The organism is Candidatus Margulisiibacteriota bacterium, from assembly GCA_041650855.1.
Lineage (GTDB): Bacteria > Margulisbacteria > WOR-1 > O2-12-FULL-45-9 > XYB2-FULL-48-7 > JALOPZ01.
The window spans coordinates 400,614-416,954 of record JBAZKJ010000002.1 but is presented as its reverse complement, the minus strand read 5'-3'; the positions used below and the strand labels follow the sequence as shown (position 1 = coordinate 416,954).

The 16,341-nt window shown below is 60.5% G+C and carries 16 protein-coding genes; 2 read left to right on the top strand and 14 right to left on the bottom strand.

Annotated features, from left to right (window positions below; translation table 11 throughout):
* Nucleotides 1-12: 12 nt before the first annotated feature.
* Genes WC529_06920 through WC529_06900 form a run of 5 tightly spaced genes read right to left on the bottom strand, consistent with a single transcriptional unit; the run spans nt 13 to nt 4,225 of the window.
* Nucleotides 13-957 (bottom strand): GDP-L-fucose synthase, encoded by a 945-nt coding sequence (locus WC529_06920; GenBank protein ID MFA5114005.1) that lies wholly within the window; start codon nt 955-957, stop codon nt 13-15.
* The gene (gmd, locus tag WC529_06915; protein MFA5114004.1) at nt 958-1,986 is read right to left on the bottom strand and encodes a GDP-mannose 4,6-dehydratase; all 1,029 of its coding nucleotides are present in this window, start codon (nt 1,984-1,986) and stop codon (nt 958-960) included.
* Between the two features lie 21 nt (nt 1,987-2,007).
* The gene (locus tag WC529_06910; protein ID MFA5114003.1) at nt 2,008-2,913 is read right to left on the bottom strand and encodes a Wzz/FepE/Etk N-terminal domain-containing protein; all 906 of its coding nucleotides are present in this window, start codon (nt 2,911-2,913) and stop codon (nt 2,008-2,010) included.
* Between the two features lie 13 nt (nt 2,914-2,926).
* On the bottom strand, nt 2,927-4,030 hold the full coding sequence (locus WC529_06905) for an SLBB domain-containing protein (GenBank protein MFA5114002.1): 1,104 nt from the start codon (nt 4,028-4,030) through the stop codon (nt 2,927-2,929).
* Nucleotides 4,031-4,225: a helix-turn-helix domain-containing protein gene (locus WC529_06900; protein MFA5114001.1), complete on the bottom strand. Its 195-nt coding sequence runs from the start codon at nt 4,223-4,225 to the stop codon at nt 4,031-4,033.
* 83 nt (nt 4,226-4,308) lie between these two features.
* Here WC529_06900 and WC529_06895 point away from each other — a divergent pair, with 83 nt between their 5' ends.
* Nucleotides 4,309-5,334 carry a hypothetical protein gene (locus tag WC529_06895; GenBank protein MFA5114000.1) on the top strand — a complete coding sequence of 342 codons (1,026 nt, stop codon included), beginning with the start codon at nt 4,309-4,311 and terminating at the stop codon, nt 5,332-5,334.
* Nucleotides 5,286-6,764 carry a glycosyltransferase family 39 protein gene (locus WC529_06890; protein ID MFA5113999.1) on the top strand — a complete coding sequence of 493 codons (1,479 nt, stop codon included), beginning with the start codon at nt 5,286-5,288 and terminating at the stop codon, nt 6,762-6,764. The genes WC529_06895 and WC529_06890 overlap by 49 nt, the downstream gene beginning before the upstream one ends.
* On the opposite strand, the gene WC529_06885 is transcribed toward WC529_06890, so the two are convergent.
* Genes WC529_06885 through WC529_06845 form a run of 9 tightly spaced genes read right to left on the bottom strand, consistent with a single transcriptional unit; the run spans nt 6,691 to nt 16,313 of the window.
* Nucleotides 6,691-7,956, bottom strand: coding sequence for a glycosyltransferase (locus tag WC529_06885; GenBank protein ID MFA5113998.1), 1,266 nt, complete (start codon nt 7,954-7,956; stop codon nt 6,691-6,693). The two genes, WC529_06890 and WC529_06885, sit on opposite strands and share 74 nt — an antisense overlap.
* A complete protein-coding gene (locus WC529_06880) occupies nt 7,953-9,176 on the bottom strand; it encodes a glycosyltransferase (protein MFA5113997.1) in 1,224 nt (407 codons plus the stop codon). Before WC529_06880 ends, WC529_06885 begins: the two co-directional genes overlap by 4 nt.
* Nucleotides 9,176-10,441 (bottom strand): hypothetical protein, encoded by a 1,266-nt coding sequence (locus WC529_06875; protein MFA5113996.1) that lies wholly within the window; start codon nt 10,439-10,441, stop codon nt 9,176-9,178. Before WC529_06875 ends, WC529_06880 begins: the two co-directional genes overlap by 1 nt.
* A complete protein-coding gene (locus WC529_06870; protein ID MFA5113995.1) occupies nt 10,438-11,763 on the bottom strand; it encodes an NAD(P)/FAD-dependent oxidoreductase in 1,326 nt (441 codons plus the stop codon). Before WC529_06870 ends, WC529_06875 begins: the two co-directional genes overlap by 4 nt.
* Nucleotides 11,744-12,781, bottom strand: coding sequence for a DUF362 domain-containing protein (locus WC529_06865; GenBank protein MFA5113994.1), 1,038 nt, complete (start codon nt 12,779-12,781; stop codon nt 11,744-11,746). The genes WC529_06870 and WC529_06865 overlap by 20 nt, the downstream gene beginning before the upstream one ends.
* Complete coding sequence (gene waaF, locus WC529_06860; GenBank protein ID MFA5113993.1) at nt 12,768-13,817, bottom strand: lipopolysaccharide heptosyltransferase II; 1,050 nt, start codon at nt 13,815-13,817, stop codon at nt 12,768-12,770. The genes WC529_06865 and waaF overlap by 14 nt, the downstream gene beginning before the upstream one ends.
* Nucleotides 13,814-14,338, bottom strand: a complete 525-nt coding sequence (locus WC529_06855) for a methyltransferase domain-containing protein (protein ID MFA5113992.1) — start codon at nt 14,336-14,338, stop codon at nt 13,814-13,816. Before WC529_06855 ends, waaF begins: the two co-directional genes overlap by 4 nt.
* A complete protein-coding gene (locus WC529_06850; protein MFA5113991.1) occupies nt 14,335-15,222 on the bottom strand; it encodes a glycosyltransferase family 2 protein in 888 nt (295 codons plus the stop codon). The genes WC529_06855 and WC529_06850 overlap by 4 nt, the downstream gene beginning before the upstream one ends.
* Nucleotides 15,219-16,313: a glycosyltransferase family 9 protein gene (locus WC529_06845; GenBank protein MFA5113990.1), complete on the bottom strand. Its 1,095-nt coding sequence runs from the start codon at nt 16,311-16,313 to the stop codon at nt 15,219-15,221. Before WC529_06845 ends, WC529_06850 begins: the two co-directional genes overlap by 4 nt.
* Between the last annotated feature and the right edge of the window lie 28 nt (nt 16,314-16,341).

Below are 16,341 nucleotides of genomic sequence, written 5' to 3'. Positions count from 1 at the left end.
AACAGGCCCCCTTTATTTATTCCCGATTTTTTGTAAATACCAGTCATAAGTCAGGCGTAACCCGGCGGCCAGACCGACGCTCGGTTGCCACCCCAACCCCTTCAGCCGGGAAACGTCGAGCAATTTTCGCGGCGTACCGTCCGGTTTGGAGCGGTCCCAGACGATCTCGCCCCGGTAACCGACGACCTCTTTGATCAGCCCGGCCAGCTCCTTGAGCTTTAAGTCCTCGCCGCAGCCGATGTTGATCAGCTCGCCGATCTCCTTGGCTCCGTACCGTTCGAGCAGGAAGAGGCAGGCATCGGCCAGGTCGTCCGAACACATGAATTCGCGGTAAACTTCGCCCGACCCCCAGAGCGTGACGGTTGGGCTGTCGTTGACTTTCCCCTCGTGGAACTTGCGGATCATCGCCGGCAGGACGTGCGACGATTGCAGGTCAAAGCTGTCATTGAGCCCGTACTGGTTGGTCGGCATGACCGAGAGATAGTCGGTGCCGTACTGCTCGTTATAATAGCGGCAGAGCTTGATCGCCGCGATCTTGGCGACCGCGTAAGCCTCGTTGGTCGCCTCCAGCGGGCCGGTCAGCAAATACTCTTCCTTGAGCGGCTGCGGCGCCAGCTTCGGATAGATGCAGGAAGAACCGAGGTTCAGCAGTTTTTTCACTTGATGCTTGTAGGCCGCGTGGATCAGGTTCGTCGCGATCATCAGGTTATCGTAAATAAACTCCGCCTTATAGGTGCTGTTGGCGACGATCCCGCCGACCTTGGCCGCGGCAATAATGACGTATTCGGGCCGGTGCCGGTCAAAATAAGCGTTCACCGCCGCCTGGTCGCGCAGATCGAGCTCGGAGATATCCCGATAAATAATGTTGTCGTAACCGCCCGCCTGCAGGCGCCGCAGCAAGGCGGAGCCGACCAGCCCCGTGTGCCCCGCCAGGTAGAGCTTGGCGTGTTTATCCATTTAGCGTACCGCCGCTTCCCGGGCGACCGTTTTCAGATCGGCCTCGACCATGAGCGAAACCAGACTGTCGAATTTGACCTTCGGTTCCCACCCCAGCTCGGCCCGGGCCCGGGCGGAATTCCCGAGGAGCAGGTCGACTTCCGCCGGCCGGAAGTAGTTCGGACTGACCTCGATCAAGACCTTGCCGCTTTTGGCGTCATGGCCTTTTTCGTCGACCCCCTTCCCTTTCCAGACGATCTGCCGGCCGATCCGGCCGAACGCTTTTTCGCAGAATTCCCTGACGGTGTGGGTCTCGCCGGTCGCGATGACATAATCGGCCGGTTTTTTCGCCTGCAGCATCAGCCACATCGCTGCGACGTAATCCGGGGCGTAGCCCCAGTCGCGCTTGGCGTCCAAGTTGCCCAAGACCAGTTTGTCCTTTAAACCGAGCTCGATCCCGGCCACGGCCAGCGTGATCTTCCGGGTGACGAAAGTCCGCCCGCGCCGGGGCGATTCGTGGTTGAACAGGATCCCGCTGCAGCCGAACAAGCCGTAAGACTCGCGGTAATTCACGGTGATCCAGTGGCCGTACAGTTTGGCGGCGCCGTAAGGCGACCGGGGATGGAACGGGGTGGTCTCGCTCTGCGGCGCCGTCTCCGGCAAACCGCCGAACATCTCGCTGGTCGAGGCTTGGTAAAAGCGGGTCTTGATCTCGGTTTCCCGAATGGCGTCGAGGATGCGCAGCGTGCCGATCGCGTCGGTCTCGGCCGTATATTCCGGCACCTCAAAAGAGACCTTGACGTGGGACTGCGCGCCAAGATTGTAGATCTCGTCCGGCTTGACCTTTTCGATCAGCCGGTTGAGGCTGGAGGAATCCGACAGGTCGGAATGGTAGGTCTTGATCCGGTCAAAGAGATGGTCGATCCGTTCGGTGTTGAAAACGGAAGCGCGCCGCAGCGTGCCGTGGACCTCGTACCCTTTGTCTAAAAGGAATTCCGCCAGATACGACCCGTCCTGCCCCGTTATCCCGGTGATCAACGCTTTTTTCATCGCTCGCTCCTTTTTTTCCGCTCAGCCCTGGCCGCGTTTTGCCATGTATTCCTGGAAAAACGCCAGTAAAAAGCCGGAACAGAGCCCGACGACCAGGCCGGCCATCATGTTAACTTTCATTTTCGGCTTGCTGGGCGAGGTCGGCGCCACGGCCGCGTCAATGACGGTGAAAGGCGGGACGTCCTTGGCCGCGTCCAGCTTGGTCGATTCGTACTCTTTGCGCAGCATCATGTAGACCGAATTGTAGATCTCGAAATCGCGCTGGATACCGCCCTGCGCGCCCAGAATGCTGCCGGACGACCGGGGGGCGATCTTCAGCCGTTCCTCCACCGCGCCCAGCTCCGTTTCCACCCGCGGCAGTTCGGCGGCAATATACTTCAGCTTACGCTGGGCTTGCGTGGCATTCAGTTCGTTCCAATAATAAGCGAGCGCCTCCGCGTAGCCGTTCGCGACGTCGGCCGCCAGCCGGGGCTCGGAGGCCTCGACCCGGAGCTCCATCAGGTTGCCGCTCATCTTGACCGGTTTGAGCATCCGGCTGACCGAGCCGGCCAGGCCGATCCGCTTCAATTTTTTGTTATTCCACCCCTTGATCCGTTCGGTCAACTTGAGGTCGTCTAAGACCTTGCCCGCGACGGCGTGGCTCTTGATCAGTTCCATCAGGTCGGAGTTCGTGCCGCCCATCCCTCCCGCGGCCACGCGGCGGAAAGCGCCGGCGATCCCGCCGAGCGCGCTGTCGCCGTCGGCCGCCCGGATCAACACGGTGGCCCTGGCTTCATAGACCGGTTTCTTAAGCAGCGTGTAGACATAGGCCGTTGCCAGAAAGACCAGGGTCACGGCCACGATGGTCTTCCAGCGCCGGGCCAGGATCTCGACATAAGCCCGCAAGTCGATCTCTTCTGCGCCGATATTGCTCTGGTTCATGTTCATTTCCTTCCTTTCCTTACAGCCTGGTGACCGAAGTGTAGAGCGAGAGGCCGAGCAGGATCGTGTTGACGAAGCTGCTGAAGTCGGCGACGTAGAAGAAGTTGCCCGGCACGCCGATCACGTCGCCCCCCATGATCTCAATGTCCTGTTTCTCGTTCCCGCCGTAAATGGCGGCGCCAGCGTTGATCTTCAGCCTTTGCGGTTTGCCGTTAACTTGCCTGGTCACGGACACGTCGCCCAGCAAAGCCCGGGCGGTCGGACCGCCGGCGTAGCTAATATAGTCCGACAGGCGCCGGCCGGGGACGAATTCGTAACGGCCGCCGTTCCTGACCTCGCCGTAAACATAGACAAAGGTCTCCTTGCCGGAATAAAGCAGCTTTTCGCTCTGTTCGCTGCTGGCGATCTTGCTGATCAGCTCATTGGCGGAATCGGGGATCTCGACCACGTCGCCCGCCTGGATCCTGATATCCTTGGCGAGGTCGCGGCTGCGGTAGGCTTCGAAAATATCGGCTTTCAGCAAGGTCTGGTTCCCTTGCTCGTCACGGCGGTGAATGTAAGCATACCGCCGGGAACCGCCGCTGGTAACCCCGTCGGCCAGCTCGATCACTTCCGAAACGCGCGAGTTGTCGTAGACCGCCATCGGCCCCGGGGTCTTGATCATCCCGGTCAGGTAGATCTTCACCTTTTTCGGCTGGTTCAGATTGACGAACAGCTTGTATTGGTCCTTGTAGTTCGACCGGATCAACCGATCGATCCTGGTCTTGGCTTCGGCCAGGCTGAGCCCGGACAGGTCGATCTCGCCGATATTCGGGAAGAACAATTTGCCGTCCGCCCCGATCGTCAAAAAATGGTCGACGGAGAGCTGGGCGTCGCCGAGCAGGAGGTGAATGGCCAAAGTATCGCCCGGACCCAGCCGGTAGCTCTGCGGATCGATCGGCGATTCCAGCGGCTGGTCGCTGGCCGATTGGACCTTGTTGGCCGTAGTGCTGGAACCGACCGCCTGCCGGAGGCTCGGCGTGCTCAGCCCGAGCAGTTCGTAATCGACGGCGCGGACCGGGAGCGCCGGACCAAGCAGGACAACGACCAAGACCAGGGACAAAACGCGGCTTAACTTCTTCATTTATTTCCTCCCTTTGACCAATTGCGGTTTTACTAAACGGAGTATCTCTTCGCCCAGGATCCGGTATTGCCCGCCGACCTTGCGGGCTTGCAGTACGCCCCTTTTGATCAGGCGTAAAAAGGTGGAACGGGATATCTTGAGGAGGGATTCGGCCTCTTCGGCGGTGTAGATCTCTTTTTCGGCAACTTCAACCATACCCGGTCAGTTTATCATATAGTGTCAAGATGTGTCAAGTGGTGTCAGGCAAAGGACGCCCGATCTGTGGTATAATTCCGGCCATGCAGAGATGGCTCTTGATCATTGCCTTGCTGGCAGCCGGGACCGTTGCCCTGGCCTGGGACCGGATCAACGTCCAGTTCGTCCGGCAGCCCGGCACGCCCTACTTTGTCGGCCGCCCGGAGATCAATATCGACGCCGAAGAGTTCCAAACCTTAGTCCTCAAGATCAGTTCGCCCCAGGGCGGCACCGCCCGCCTCTTCTGGGCGACCGATTTCGATCCGCGGCTGAACGAGCCGAAAAGCGTCTGGTTCTTCCTGAAGAAGTCGGCCGAACCGCAGGAGTATCTCTTCAATCTCCGGTCGCAAAACCCTTATTGGTCCGGTTACGTCGGCCAGCTGCTGCTCCTGCCGGAAAATAACGCGGATGACTGCCAGGTCGGACCGGCCTGGGTGACCACCAACAAGCTCGGGACGACCCTCGCCTCCGGCTGGCAAGAGTTCTGGGGGCCGCGGGGACGGCTGGTCATCGGCAGCACGATCAACACGATCCAGAGCCCTAACCTTTTTGGCCGGCCGTTCCTTACATATATATACTGGATAATTGCCCTGCTCTCACTGGGGATACTCGGCTGGGAAGCTTATAAATGGAACGGGCTTAAAAAGAGACCTTCCTTTGAGACGGTCATCGCGACGACCGGCCAAGCGGCCTTTATAATAACGGTCATCTGCTGGGGCGTTCTGGAAGCGAGCAGCCTGATCAGCAACTGGCTGGACGTTCAAGGACACTTTAAATACGTCGGCCGAAGCTATGCGGATCAGCTGGTCACGGCCAATACCGGCGACTTTTATCCGTTCATCCGGTTTTGCGAGCAAACTATCCCGCTCCGCGCCGGGTTCGACCAGCGGATCCCGCCGATCTATAACGATATCAAAGCCAGGTACTATTTATATCCCCGGCAGTTAAGCACTGTGGAGGCCGATTATCTGGTCGTTTACGACCAACCGGTCGAACCGGCCGTCGCCGGGAAATATGTCCCGTGGAAAACGTTCCGCCCCAACGCTTACATCATGAGGAAGAAGAGCTGATGATCTACCTGGGACTGTTGACCGTACTGCTGGTCCCCTTGGCCCTTGGGCTGGGCGCCCTCTCTTTTCTGCTCGGCAATGACCGCGGCAAGTTCACCGCGCCGGAGAAGCTGGCCCTCAGCTTTTTGCTCGGTCTCGGCTTCCTGACCCTGCTGATGTTCCTGGCGGGAATGAGCGGTCTTAAGCTGACATTCCTGACGGTCGCCGCGCCGGCCTTGCTAGTTACCGCGGGCTTGATCACATACGCGCTGAAATCCGGCCGTTTTTGCCTCGATCGGCCGGAGTTCAAGTTGCCCAATGAACCATATCAGCCGATCGAATGGCTGCTGCTCGGCCTGCTCGCCCTGAAAACGCTTTACGTTTACTTTACCGCTTTGATCAAGCCGCTGGTCGACGTCGACGCCTTCCAGCAATACTCGATCGTCGCCAAAGCGATCTTCTTTGACGGCAGCTTCACGCTTCCCTACCTGTATCAATTCTACGGCGACAAGCCGCTTCTGCCGTTCCTTGCCCAAGGCTGGGCTTTTCTGGGGATGGGTGCCGCCAATGACGCGCTGTTCAAGGTCCTTTTCCCAACCGTCTTTCTGGCGCTGCTCGTTATCTTCTACGCGGTGGTGCGGCGCTCCGCCGGCCGGACCATGTCGCTCCTGTTCACTTTCCTGCTCAGCACCCTCCCCCTGCTCGTCTACCACACCACCACCGCTTACGCGGACGTAACGATCACCGCCTACTACGCGGCGGCGACCTTTTACCTTTATCTCTTCATGAAAGAACGGGCTAAAAGCAGCGCGGCGGTCGGTTTCACGCTCCTCGGCTTTGCCGTCTGGGCGAAAAAAGCGGGCTTGATCCTGGCCGGCGTCAATATCCTTTTCCTGGTCATCTTCCTGCTGGCCGATAAAGAGCGGCAGTTATGGCGCAAGGCCGTGATCCCCTTCGTTATTTTCCTGATCATTATCTCGCCTTGGCTGGCGCTGGGGCGGCTGGGAACTTTCGAGACCGTGATCCGGTCGTTCATCGGCGCGAAAACGGCGCCGCTCGCGGCCGCGGCCGTCGCCCAGCCGGCGCCGGAAGAGAGCAAGCTGCCGGTGATCGCCGCGATCTTCGGCCGCAAGCTGTTCCTCTACGGCGATTGGCATCTGACCTGGGGTTTGTTCGTCTTATCGCTGGTCTTCTTCTATAAGCGGGCGTTCCGGCCGCCGCTCGTCTACCTGCTGGCGATCATCCTGCTCGATTTCTCTTCGCTCTTCGTCCAGTTCGGCTCCGGGGAAACCTTCCGCTGGTTGTTGGACGGGACGCTGTTCGACCGTTTGGTGATGAACGAGGTACCGGTAGTGCTCTATTTCGCCGCGCTGGCGATCATTCCCGGCTGGACGGAGCGTTTACCGGCAGACGCAGGCCGTGCGCCCGCAAAAAAGCGCACAAGCTCTTGAAGTGTTCCCGGGTCGCCCGGGTGAAGAGCCGGTTCGCGCTTGCCCGCTCATGCCGGTGGAACATCGCCGCTTCGCCGACGTAAGCGACCTGCCACCCCTTTTCCCAGAGGCGGAAACAGAGATCGACATCCTCGAAGTAGAGGAAGTATTGTTCCCCCATTAAACCGACCGCCTGCAGCGCCTCTTTCCGCGCCATCATGCAGCCCCCCAGGACCCAATCGACCAGCCGGTCGCCGCCGTGGTCCCAATCCTGCATTAAGTAATAGCGTTCGATCGCGCTGCCGGCCATCAGGCCGCGCAAGGGAGTGAACCGGTAGAGATAGGTCCGCAGGTCGAGGAACCGCCTGACCGAATATTGCAGGGTTCCGTCCTCGTTGAGCAGCCGGCAGCCGGCCAGCCCGACTTTCGGGTTCTTCTGCAGGTAGTCGAGCAGCAGTTCGATCGCGCCGGGAATGACGATGATATCCGGGTTAAGGATCAGCAGCCGCTCATGGGCCGCCGCCTTGATCCCCAGATTCACCGCCCGGGAATAACCGAGGTTATCGGGATTATTGATCAGCTTGACGGCCGGGCGGTTTTTCAGCCAGGCGAGCGCACTGTCGCTGGAATGGTTATCGACGACGATGATCTCGTGCGGCATTTTCAGGTCGGCCTTTTTCAGCGATTCGAGGCAATTCTCGATCTTGCCGGCGCTGTTATACGTCACGATAACGATCGACAGGCCCGACCGGAGGTCGTTCTCCAGCCGCCGCTTGCTCTGCTCCATGGCGCCGCGCAGGTCGGCGGGATCGTAGCGCAGGACCCGGCGCCCCCGGCTCGCGTCGCGGCCGACCAGCCGGACAGCGGCCAGCAGCACCACCGACAGTCCCCAGAAAACGAAGAGGATGACCCGCGACATCCACCATAACCGGCCAAGGAACAGGAAGATGATCAAGACCGACAGGCTGACGGAAAAAACGCCGAAGATCAGCAGGAACTCTTCCAAAAGCGCCCGCTTCTGCCGCCGGTCGTAAAGCCCCAGCAGCCAGAAAATGCAGGGAAAGGTCAGGTTAAAGAGCAAAAGGACCAGTAAGTACTTATCGAGGTAGAGCGAAGGATGCTCTTTGACGAGAAAATCGCCGAAGTGCTCCCGCAGGAAAAAAGCGGCGACGGCAGAGATATTGATAACGACCAGGTCGATCAGTGCTCTCATTTTTTACCAGCTAGGAGGTATTTTAACAGATATAGCGCGCTGAACCAATAAGCGCCGGCCAGAAACCCGATCAGGCGCGGTCCGTCGGTCCCCCGCCTGGAGCGCTCCGTTCGCCGGCAATACTCCGCCAACGGGGCGGCAGCCTGCGGCCAAACCAGTTCGGCGGCTAACTTTTTACTGTTTTGCCGGCACTGCTCGGCAAATTGGCGGTCGGCGGCCAGCCGCTCCAGCGCCGCGGCGACCTCGCCGCTCTGCTGGTAACCGACAACGATCCCCGCTTGCCCGGCGGCGATCCTGGCCGACAGGACGTCGCCCGTCGTCGTGACCACCGGCAATCCGGCCCAGAGATAATCGAGCAGCCGGCCCCGGAAAGCGTATCTCGTCTCGGGCGTGTCGCAATGGAGGTTGAGGGCGATATCGGCGTCAAGCAGGTAGTCGCCCATTTCGTCATACGGCGTCCGCTGGTTAACAAAGAAGACCCGTTTATCCAGTAGATCTTTCTCCCGGGCCAGAGCGACCGCCGCCCGGAGCTGCGGCTGCTTGTCCCCTTTGACCGAAGGATCGAGCGCGGCCAGGCCGAAGAAGACCAGCTTAACCTTCTCGTCCCTGACCAGGGCGATCGCTGCGACCGCCGTGAGCGGGTCGAGCCACGGCCAGATCCCGCTCGACCAGAGGACGATCGTGTCGCTGGCCGCTATCCCGGCAACCCCACCTCTGAGCAAATGCCTTTTCTGGACCGGCGGGTCCACCCTGATCCCGGTCGGCACCACTGCCAGCACAACGGCCTGGCTGCCGGCCTCCGCCAGCCAAGGCAGCCAGAGCGCTTTTTGCCGTTCGCTGGCGCAGAGCACCAGGTCGGCACAAGCGAACATCACCCGGATCCGGCAAGCGTCGATCTTTTGCATTAGGGCGGACTTTTTGGCGTTCCCTTTTTCCGTTTCCAGGTGTTCCAAATGGAAAGGCGAATAAGCGTCGATCACGATCCGCTTACCCAATAAGCGGGCCAGTAAAACCCGGAAAAGTCGGAAATAATAGATCTGGACGATGACGATATCGCTACCGATCAGCTCTTGGAAAAATCGCCCGAAACCGGTGGCGCGTCCGGCAATCGCCACGTGATGGTCGGCTGCCAATACCTTGGCCAGCTCGTGGACCCGCAAGCCGAGCCCCGACATCTGCCGGCCGACCGCTTTATCGCTCAGGAACAAGATCTTGGCCATTATTTCCCCCGGAATATATTGTAGCGAAGTTCGCGCAGGACCCGCGCCCGCTCCCGCAGCAGCTTTGTTTCGTTATCGATCACCTGCAACTGCGCGTCGGTCGCCGTCTCATAATGCAATAAAGCCGGAGCGGCCGCGTTGATCATTTTGGTCCGGCCGTAGGTCAAGACCGTCCCCCCGATCCAACCGCCGGCATAGACAATAAGAAAGAGAACGGTCAGATACTTGCCGATCTTCGGCGCCAAGCCGTTCTTGTCGACCAGCAAGAGCCAAAGAACTCCCAGCAGGAAGAGACCGGCAAAAGAGTGGTAGCGGGTCGCCTGCGACATCATCAGGCCGAACCAGCTCCGCGAAACGGCGGTCACCGCCGCCGTGATCGCCGAATAGCCGAGTAAACAATAAGCAAAACCGGTCACGGCGATCGGCAGGGTTCGGCTCCGGTAAACCGCCCAAGCGCCGGCCGCGAGCAACCCGAGGCCGGCCAGGAACGGCAGCAGGAGAAAAAGATTGTAACCGAAGATGATCGCCCCTTTAGGGGGCAAGACAATACTTTGCCCCAGATAAGCGACAAAGAAAGCGGCTAAACGGAACGGATGGAGCAAGCCGAACATTAAGCCGCCGTGCTGCGGCGGGCTTTGGTAACCGCGCAGGTAGAACGCCAGGACCGCGAGCAAAAAGAGCGCCAGGCCGCCGGCTAATTGGTAACGCCGCTGGCGCAAGGCCAGCAAGGCCGAGACCAGCACGCCGCTGATCCCGTTGGCGAACGAAAAGATGGCGACGAACAAGGCCGCCGCTCCCGCCGCCAGTGCCGGCAGCTTTCCGTCCTCCCGGCTGAACAGGGCGAACGCGGTCACGACCATCAGCAAACTTAACGTCAATTGCAGCTGCCAGCCGTTAACTAAATTTATGGAATTGGCCGCCGTCATCTGAGAGACGATCGCCAGGAGGAACAAGCCCCGCGCCGCCTTATCTGACGAGACCCGCCGGAACTGGCGGTAGATCAGCCAGTTCAGGGCCAGATAGAGCGCCAGGTTCAACCCCGTTTCCGCCAGCATGTTCCAATGGGTCAGGTGAGCGAGCCCGAGGTAGATCAGCCGCGGGAAAAAGATCCGGTGCTCGTTGTGCAGCGCCCAAAGCTGGCCGAAGGTGAACCCTTTAAAGTAAGGGACGATCGCCCACTGATCCAGGTACGGGATGTTCGGCGTCAGCGCCAGGACAAAAACGAACAGGAGGAGCGCGTTCAGCCAGAAGAAAAGCCGGCTCACGCCTTACCCCCCATGGCCAGCGCGGCCAGTTTCTGCCCGTATAAGATGCTCTGGTCGACGGAGCGGTCTTCCGGGAAATAGTGCCCGGTATCGGCCAGGAAAAAGCCGGGGACCGGCGTCGGCATCGCCGGCAGGAGCCGGCTGAAACCTTTGACCGGCACCGGCTGGGCGAAACGGCTCTTCTTTAATTGGTAGTCGATCACGTCGCTTCGCTCCAGGCCGGGGACGATCATTTGCAGCCAGCGGAAATACCGGTCGAAGATCGCCTCGGCCGGCGCCGCGTAAAGCGGGTCCGACACGTCCAGGTAAAGCGGGATATAAAGGAGATGGCGGCCGCCGTAACCGGCGGCCGGGTTCAGGTTGGTGTATTCGATCAGGCCGGGAAGCTTGATCCGCGGGTCCTTGACGTTGAGCCAGAAATTATCGGTCAGCCGCCGCTTCAGGACCAGCAGCAGGCAGATGACGCCGATGTTCTTGATCCCGGCCACCTGCTGCCGGTAAGCCGCCGGCAGGTCGGTTTCCAGCGCCGCGACCGCCGGCAAAGGGATCGTCGAAATGACCCGGTCAAAATCGCGCGACTTGCCGTCCTTAGTCCGCACCTGCAATCCGCCCGGTCCCCGTTTGACCGCCGCAACTGGTGCATTGGTCAGGATCGTCCCCCGCCCCGCTTTGATCCGCGCCGCCAGCGCGCTGAGCAGCGTCTCCGTTCCTCCTTCCAGATAACCGGAAAACTCCCAGAGGAGAGCCCGGCGGGAATTAGCGACGCGCCTGATCCGCGACCAGATCCAGGCGGCGGAGATCTCGTCGGCATAATGCCAGAATTTGAGTTCGAGCAGCGTCCGCCAGAGGATCTCGTAAGTCTTCTCTCCCAGCCATCCTTTAAGCCAGTCCGCGGCCGACCGCTCCTCCAGTTTGCGCCAGTTGCTGAAGAATTTGGCATAGAGGACATTCAACCCGTAGCGGAGCTTTTGTCTAAGCGACAGCCCCGGGAACGCCAGCAGGGAGAACGGGTCGCCGAAACGGTAATGTTTCCCGTTGTAGTAGTACGACATTTTGGTCTGGCGCCAGTGGAGCTGCGGTTTTAAGCCGAGCTCGCCGATCAGGGAGAGATAATGGCGGTCCGGCAGGCAGATAAAATGGTAATAACGCTCCAGGCGAAGCCCCTGCCAGTCAAAGGATGCCGCTAGGCCTCCCAACCGGTCCTCCTGTTCAAAAAGGGTGACCGCGTGGCCTTGTTTGGCCAACTCGTAAGCGGCCGACAGTCCCATGACGCCGCCGCCGAGCACGCCGATATTCAGTTGTTTAGCGCCACTGTTTGCCATATAACGGATGCCGCAAGACTTGGTCCTTCATTCTCTTCCCCGGACCGAGATAGTACCAAATATAATACCAAAGGAGCGCCCCCCAGCAGCAAAGTTTCAGAACAAAGGTGTGGAAGATCACCCAGCGAAGGAGCTTGCTCTGCCGGAGGAGCTGCTCGACGAGCGAAACGGTGTTATGCTTGGCCGGTTTAAAGTGGAGGTTGAGTCCGCGAATATCGGCGCCGACCACCTTGATCTTCGTTTCGTCCGCCTCCCCCAGCCCGGCTTTAGCGCAATTAGCGATCATTTTGATCTGCCCCGGCTCAAAGCCCATCAGCCGCGTCATCACCGTGTCGGCCGCGACAATATCGCCCGACGCCATGATGAGGTCGGCGATCTTCGGGCTGCCCGATTTCGGGCCGTTCCCCTCCATGCCGATCGTCCCGTCGACCACCGTGAAGCGCGGCTTGACCGCCAGGTTGATGTCGACCAGCACCTGGTTGACCACCGGGTGATAATTGTGCCGGAACTCCGGCAAACAACCCCACTGGTTCTTGATCGACCCGGTGATCGTCGTTTTCCCGTGCGTCTTCATGACCGGTATCGTGATCAGTGTCGTTCGCGTCAGGATCTCCGGCACGGCGAGCTCTTTCATGATCAAGCCGTTATCAAGCTTAACCTTAACGAACTTCCCCTTGGACATGTTGATCCACGGGAGCCGGTATTTTTCGCACAGCGCCAGGATCCCGGTCTGCCGCACCGCCTTTTCCACGTCGACCAGCACCTGCCCGGCCTCCACGACGTAGAGCTGGCCGACGTGCTCTTTGATCGTCGTGATGACCCCTTCCAGCACCCACGGGCTGGTCACCGCGCCGGGGAAAAAAAGGTCCCAGCCGAGGTTCGGCTTAAGCGCCACCGCAGCGCCCCGCGGGATAAAGTCTTGCCAGCGGGCTAACTCCATCGCTTTTTTGACCGCGGCCATGACGTCGCCTTGCACTTTGACGACGCTGACGAGCGCCGGCTTATTATCGTTGCTCATTTAATATCTCCTTGGCGGCGACCGTCACCTCTTCCGGCTTGATGTCGGCCAGGCACTGGTTCTTTTGGCAATCGGGCCAGACGCCGTTCCGGTAGCACGGGCTGCAGCTCCGCCCGGCGTAGAAATAGCGGTGGCGGTAATTGAGCGGCGCCAGCTCCCGCGGCTGGGTCGGCCCGAACAGGGAGAGCGCCGGGGTCCGAACAGCCGCCGCGATATGCAGCGGCGCCGAGTCGTTGCCGACAAAAAGCCGGCACTTTTTGATCAGCGCCGCCATGGTCAGCAGATCGCTCCGGCCGGAAAGATCGATCGCCGGTTGTTTCATCCGCCGCAGGATCTCGGCGACGATCGGCTTGTCGTCCTGGTTGCCGAGGAAGATTATCCTGGCCCGCGCTTCGCTGATCAGGCGGTCAGCCAGCGCCGCGTAGTATTCCCGCGGCCAATGCTTGAGCGGGACAACTTCTTTCGGGTTACGCCCGCCCCCCGGCGCGATGGCAACTACCGGGTCGTGTTCGGTCAGGCCGTACTGGCCAAAGATCTCGTCCGCCCCCTGTTCAGCGGCGGCCGGGAGCGCGATGTCCATGTCGATCTCGTCCGCCCGGATCCCGAGCGGCGTTAAGCTTTTCTGGTATTCCATGATCTCGTGGATGCCGGGGTCTTCCTCGACCGCCAGGGTCAGGCCGAATTTATTGCCGCCGCGGGAAAAGCCGAGCCGCTCCCTGATCCCGAGCAGCGCGGCAAAGAGCCGGAAAGCGAGCGAGCGGTGCCAGACCACGGCCAGGTCGTAACGCCGCTGCCGGAGCGACCGGATCAGCCGGAGCAAAGTGAACGGCCGGCAGCGGAAGAAGACCGAATCATCGACCGTGATGATCTCGTGCAAATTTGGATTACCGGTAATGATCGGGGCCGACCAGCGGCCGACCAAGAGATCGATCTCGGCTTGCGGGTAGCGGCGGCGGAGCGCCCGGAGCGCCGGCGTGATCAGCAGCAGGTCGCCGATCGCCGCGATCTTGATGACCAGGATCCTTTGCACGCTCACTCCTTCACCCCGCTGATCTTGATCTGCGGTGAGCCCAAATGCGGCCAAAATGCCCGCAGCAGGCGGGAAAGGAGCTGGACCGGGAGCCTGGCGGAATGCTTGTGGGCGATCAATAAATATTGATAGCGGATATCCTTCAAGCCGAGCGCCTGGAAATGGTTCTCCAGATGCCAGGCGGTGTAGAGGGCGTAATGCCGGTCTGCCGTCTGGCCTTGCCGCTCTTCGTAGCCGCCGTAATGCGTCCGGGCACCGAGATGGTAAGCCCAGAAGGAAGCGTTGTCGGTAATGATCGCCAGGCGCCCCCCCCTTTTCAGCACCCGGACCATCTCTTGCAGGACCAGGTTCGGGTTTTTCAGGTGCTCCATCATGTTCTCGGAATAGACCTCGTCGAAGGTCCCGTCGGCGTACGGCAAAGGTTCGCGGTCGACGTCGCACCGGATGACGCCGGCCCGCTGCGGATAAAGGTCGACATGGTCGGTCCCGTAGGTCTGGCCGCCGCAGCCGACGTTCAAGATCTTCATATCGCCGTCCCTCCCGCTATTTGCAACCATTCCCTGAACGCCCCCCGCGGCCAGAGCCGGGCCGCGTACAAACTTAACCGTACCAACCTAATCGCCAGCCGCCGCCAGAAGCCGAAACGATAATACTCGGTCAACAGGTAGCGCTCGCTCCGTAAAAAAGCCCCGGCCTTGACCGTCTGGCCGACCTGCGCGGTCGACCGCCCGACCAGATGATTGATAGTACTATCCGGCGCGAAATAAGTAAACAGGCCGGCGCGGCGGAGTTTCTCCGCTACGATATATTCTTCCGAACCGAGGAAAGTTTGTTCATCGAGCAGGCCGATCTGTTCCAGGGCGGCGCGCCGGAAACAGAGAGCGCACCCCGGCACGGCGTAGACGCGGCTCGGCTGCCGCAAATTAAGCCTGACCAGGCGCGCTGTCAGATGGTAAAGCGGCGTCGCCAGGAGCAGGTATGACCAGAAACCGAACCGCCGGACGATCGGTTTTTGCCAGAAACGCTTACCGGGGAGATCAAGAACCCGCGGGGCGGCTAAACCGGCCGCCGGATCGTGGGCCAGCACGGCGATCAGCGGGGCCGGGAAATCGTCGCCGGCCAGCGTATCATTGTTCAGCAAGATAATGTAAGCGGGATCGAACCGGTCGAGCGCGTAACGGATGCCGGCGTTATTCCCGCGGGCAAAACCGCGGTTCTCCTTGAGCGGCAGGATATCTATCCGGTCGCCGAACCGTTCCTGCAGCTGGACGACCGAACCGTCGGTCGAGCCGTTGTCGACCACTACTATCCGGAAATCCTGCCGGTTACCGGCCAGCAGCGCAGCGGCGCATTCCGCGGTATCACGCCAGCCGTTCCAGTTCAGGACAATTATCGCGGTTTGCGCTTTCATTGGAGCAGCTCCAGCAGGGCCTTTTTGACTTCCTCAACCGACAGCCCGGTGACGCATTCGCTCGTCGCGCAGACCCCGCTCTTGTAACAGGGAAAACAGGCAACCGGCCGGTAAAACGCGCGGACGTGCTCCCCGCGCGGCGTCCAGACCACCGGCGGAAAATTACCGGAAGTGAGGATAAGCGTCTTTTTGCCGAGCGCGGCGGCAAGGTGCATGCCGACCGAATTGCCGCCGATAAAAGCGTCGGCCAGGTCGATCAGGACCATCAGTTCAAAGAGCGAAGTTTGGCCGGTCAGGTCGAGCGCCCCCTCCCAAGCCCCTCTCCGCCCGCCGCCGACGATCACGGTCTTGAGGCCGGTCTCGTTTGGCAATTCGGCCAGCAGCGCGCGCCATTTTTCCGGGAGCCAGTCTTTTTCCGGCGAAGCGGTGCGCGGCTGCGCGATCAGCAGTTTGCCGGGGCCGACCAGCGAGCGGAGCCGGGCGGCAGCTTTGTCCCGGGCGGGATGACTACGCAAAAAAGCGGCGAACGAGAAAAACGACTCCGGCACGCCGACCGCGGCCAGTTCGTTGGCGGTGTTCTCGAGGATCGTCCGGTCGAGGTTAAAGCTGACCGGATGGGTGTAGAGAAAGCCGAGCCCCGGCTCAAGATAACCGACCCGGTAGCGGGCGCCGCCGAGCTTCATCAGGAGCGGCGCCTGCGAGATGTTGCTCCGCTGGTCGATTGCCAGGTCATAGCGCCGCCGGCGAAGCGTCAAAAGGAGCTTGGGGAAACGGTAAAAGCCGGCCAGGAAGGCGATCAGCTTGCGCCGGCGGCCTTCGCGGCAGACGTGGAAATCGTCGTAGACGAGGTAGTCGTCGAACAGTACGCCGGCAAAGATCCGCGCCATCGGCAGCGACCAGCGGGAGATCAGGAGCGTGACGCGCGCCCCGGGGCAATTGGTCTTTAAAGCGTGGAGCGACGGCATGGAGACAAAGATGTCGCCCAGGTGGCCGAAATTGACGACCAGGATATTCTGAAACCGGCGCGGATCGACCGCCCCCTCCTGCCGGCCGGAGAGCAGCGGACCGGCCAGGCGGTCGAGCAGCGTCATTAACCGGTTTATTACTGGTTTGCGGTAC